This is a genomic window from Microbacterium sp. BF1 (genome assembly GCF_019279095.1).
In the GTDB taxonomy this organism is placed as follows: Bacteria; Actinomycetota; Actinomycetes; order Actinomycetales; family Microbacteriaceae; genus Microbacterium; species Microbacterium maritypicum.
On the sequence record NZ_JAGYWT010000285.1, the window covers coordinates 1 to 3,159 of the forward strand.

5 protein-coding genes are annotated in these 3,159 nt (G+C 68.7%); 1 reads left to right on the forward strand and 4 read right to left on the reverse strand.

Annotation, left to right across the window (positions count from 1 at the left end; translation table 11 throughout):
- The 3 genes from KZA10_RS10570 to KZA10_RS10580 form a co-directional block, all read right to left on the reverse strand.
- The coding region (locus tag KZA10_RS10570) for an IMP dehydrogenase (RefSeq protein ID WP_218682852.1) at positions 1–460 on the reverse strand (460 nt) is incomplete at its 3' end.
- Between the two features lie 15 nt (positions 461–475).
- Positions 476–757 (reverse strand): hypothetical protein, encoded by a 282-nt coding sequence (locus KZA10_RS18025; protein WP_256934703.1) that lies wholly within the window; start codon positions 755–757, stop codon positions 476–478.
- Between the two features lie 29 nt (positions 758–786).
- Positions 787–1,254: an Lrp/AsnC family transcriptional regulator gene (locus tag KZA10_RS10580; protein WP_017829446.1), complete on the reverse strand. Its 468-nt coding sequence runs from the start codon at positions 1,252–1,254 to the stop codon at positions 787–789.
- Between the two features lie 99 nt (positions 1,255–1,353).
- On the opposite strand from KZA10_RS10580, the gene KZA10_RS10585 reads away from it, so the two are divergent.
- On the forward strand, positions 1,354–2,805 hold the full coding sequence (locus KZA10_RS10585) for a gamma-aminobutyraldehyde dehydrogenase (protein WP_218682849.1): 1,452 nt from the start codon (positions 1,354–1,356) through the stop codon (positions 2,803–2,805).
- A gap of 56 nt (positions 2,806–2,861) precedes the next feature.
- Here KZA10_RS10585 and KZA10_RS10590 read toward each other — a convergent pair.
- Positions 2,862–3,159: N-acetyltransferase (locus KZA10_RS10590; protein ID WP_218682850.1), on the reverse strand; the 298-nt coding region annotated here is incomplete at its 5' end.

Sequence of the window (3,159 nt, forward strand, 5' to 3'; positions counted from 1 at the left end):
CGCCGGCGGCGGCGACGGTGTCGTAGAACTCCTGGGTGCGCTGGGGGGTGAGGGGCCCGGCGACGGTGACGCCGGCCTCGCGGATCTCGGCGAGGCGACGGGTGATGAGCTCGGGCCTGATCGGCTCGGAGTACAGCTCCTGCATGCGGACGGTGGCCGTCGCCGCGTCGAGGCCGGCGATCTCCGCCAGCAGCGGCTCGGGGTTCTCGTAGCGCGTCCACAGACCCTCGAGGTCGAGCACGCCCAGACCGCCGAGCTGACCGAGCATGATCGCCGTCTGCGGGCTCACCACCGAGTCCATCGGTGCTCCGAGCACCGGGATCCCGAAGCCGAAGGCGTCGATCGTCCAGGCGGTGGACACATCCTCCGGGTTGCGCGTGCGCCGGGAAGGCACCACCGCGATGTCATCGAACGTGTACGCGCGACGTGCACGCTTTCCTCGGCCGAGCTCGATCTCCATGGTCACCCCTCCAGCCTACCCGGCGGCCGCAGTCGCCCGTGCTGGGAGACTGGATCCGAGACCGGGAGGCAGCATGAGGACCGACGACGTGGACATCGTGGTCGTGGGATACGCCGGCCTGTGGACGGCGTACCCGCCGCCGACGATCGCGAGGTCGGCGCGGACCGTGCCGTTGAGGCGGGGGTGCGTCGGCCGATCCACGTCGTCGAGCCAGAACACCCGCAGGTCGGTGTCGCGGAGCGAGGCGTCGATGACGGACGGCGACGGCGGCTGGCGTTCGAAGACGGTGGTGCCCATTGTTCTCTCCGTTGTGTGCGGGGCGCGCCTCAGCGCGTGCCCCAGTTGTAGAGGTCTTTGTAGAGGCCTGCGTAGAGCATGCTCTCGGTGTGGGTGATGCCCGGGATGGTGCGGATGCGGGTCGCGATGAGATCGATCAGGTGCTCGTCGTTCTCGCACACGGCCTCGACGAGGATGTCGAAGGTGCCGAGCGTGACGACCACATACGCCAGCTCGGGGATCGTGGTGAGCTCCTCGGCGATCTCGCGCGGGTCGCCCGAGACGCGGATGCCGATCATCGACATGCGGTGGAAGCCGAGCTGCATGGGGTCGGTGACGGCGACGATCTGGATGATGCCGGCCTCGGTCATCCGCTGCACGCGCTGGCGAGCCGCCGCTTCGCTCAGCCCGACCTCGCGCGCGATCTCTGCGTAGGGGCGGCGGCCGTCTTCCTGCAGCAGTTCGACGATGCGCTTCGAGATGTCATCAAGGGCAGGCTGGGACGGCTTCGTGCTCATGTGTCGATATTGTCAGCCGGTTCTGCATTCTGCAACCGATTCAGTTGTTTCGTCTGATCAGATCTTCAGATTCCGTACGGATGTCGATACGATGACCCCATGTCCAGTCACCTCCTGAAGAACTCCGCGCCGCTGCAGAACTTCATCGGCGGCCGCTATGTGCCCGCGAGCGGCGCCGACCGCATGCCGCTCGTCGATCCTGTCACCGAAGAGACCTACGGGGAGCTCCCGGTATCGGACGGCAGCGACGTGGATGCCGCCTACGCCGCCGCATCCGCCGCCTTCCCGATCTGGCGCGACACCACGCCCGGCGAACGGCAGCTGGCGCTGTTCCGCATCGCCGACGAGATGGAGGCGCGAGCGGAGGAGTTCGCCGACCTCGAGTCGCAGGACACCGGCAAGCCGCGGGCCAGCCTCGTCGCGGACGAGATCATGCAGTCCGTCGATCAGCTGCGCTTCTTCGCGGGTGCGGCGCGAAGCCTCGAGGGCAGGGCTGCGGGGGAGTACCTCGCCGGTCACACCTCCTTCGTGCGGCGCGAACCCGTCGGCGTGATCGGCCAGGTCACGCCGTGGAACTACCCGCTGAACATGGCGGTGTGGAAGATCGCTCCCGCGCTCGCCGCTGGCAACACGGTCGTGCTGAAGCCCGCGGAGTCGACGCCGCTCACCACCCTGCTGCTCGCCGAGATCGTCGCGCTGCACACGCCGGCCGGCACTCTCAACGTCGTGCTCGGAGACAGGGACACGGGTGTCGCGCTCGTGGAGCACCCCACGCCGCAGATGGTCGCCATCACCGGTTCGGTGCGTGCGGGTATGGCGGTCGCACGTTCGGCGGCCGACGACGTCAAGCGCGTGCACCTCGAGCTCGGCGGCAAGGCTCCGGCGATCGTGTTCGCCGATGCGTCGATCGACAAGGCCGTCGAGGGCATCATCACCGGCGCGTTCTTCAACGGCGGACAGGACTGCACCGCCGCCACCCGGGTGCTGGTGCACGCCTCGCGGCACGACGAGCTGATCGCCGCGCTGGTCGCCAGGGCGAAGACCCACGCCCGCACCGGCGGCCCGCGCGAGGAGGGGGTGCTGTACGGCCCGCTGAGCAGTGCGGCACAACTCGCCCAGGTGCAGGGCTTCATCGACCGTCTGCCCGCGCACGCGACGATCGAGACCGGCGGACGCCGCCAGGGCGACCGCGGCTACTTCTGGGAGCCCACGATCGTGTCGGGCGTGCGACAGGACGACGAGGTCGTGCAGAGAGAGATCTTCGGACCGGTGCTCACGGTGCAGGCGTTCTCCGAGGACGCCGAGGCCCTGGAGATGGCCAACGACGTGCCCTACGCGCTCGCCGCGTCGGTGTGGACGACCGATCATGCCAGGGCGATGCGCTTCTCGCGTGATCTCGATTTCGGCTGCGTGTGGATCAACACCCACATCCCGTTCGTGTCGGACATGCCGCACGGCGGATTCAAGCACTCCGGCTACGGCAAGGATCTGTCGCAGTACGGTTTCGACGACTACACCCGCATCAAGCACGTGATGAGCGCACTCGACTGAGGCGGCGGCCGGCGGCGTGCCCTCAGGCGGTCAGGACCTTCACGCGGGGATCGTGTTCATGCGGCGAGTGTCTTCACGCGGCGGTGCTCGCGCAGGGTGAACCGAGGACGCTCCTCGATCTTGATCGCGCCGTCTTCGAGCCAGCCGTGACGGGCGTAGAAGGCGTCGGCGCGCTCGTTGCCGTCGAGCACCCACAGGTAGGCGCGGTCGTGACCGGCCTCGGTGATCCGCTGCTCGGCGGCTATGAGCAGGGCATGACCCGCGCCGGTGGACCAGGCGGAAGGGTCGGCGTAGATGCCGTACACCTCTCCGTCGGCGAGGCCGTCGGGGTCGCGGCCCGAGCCGAGTGACGCC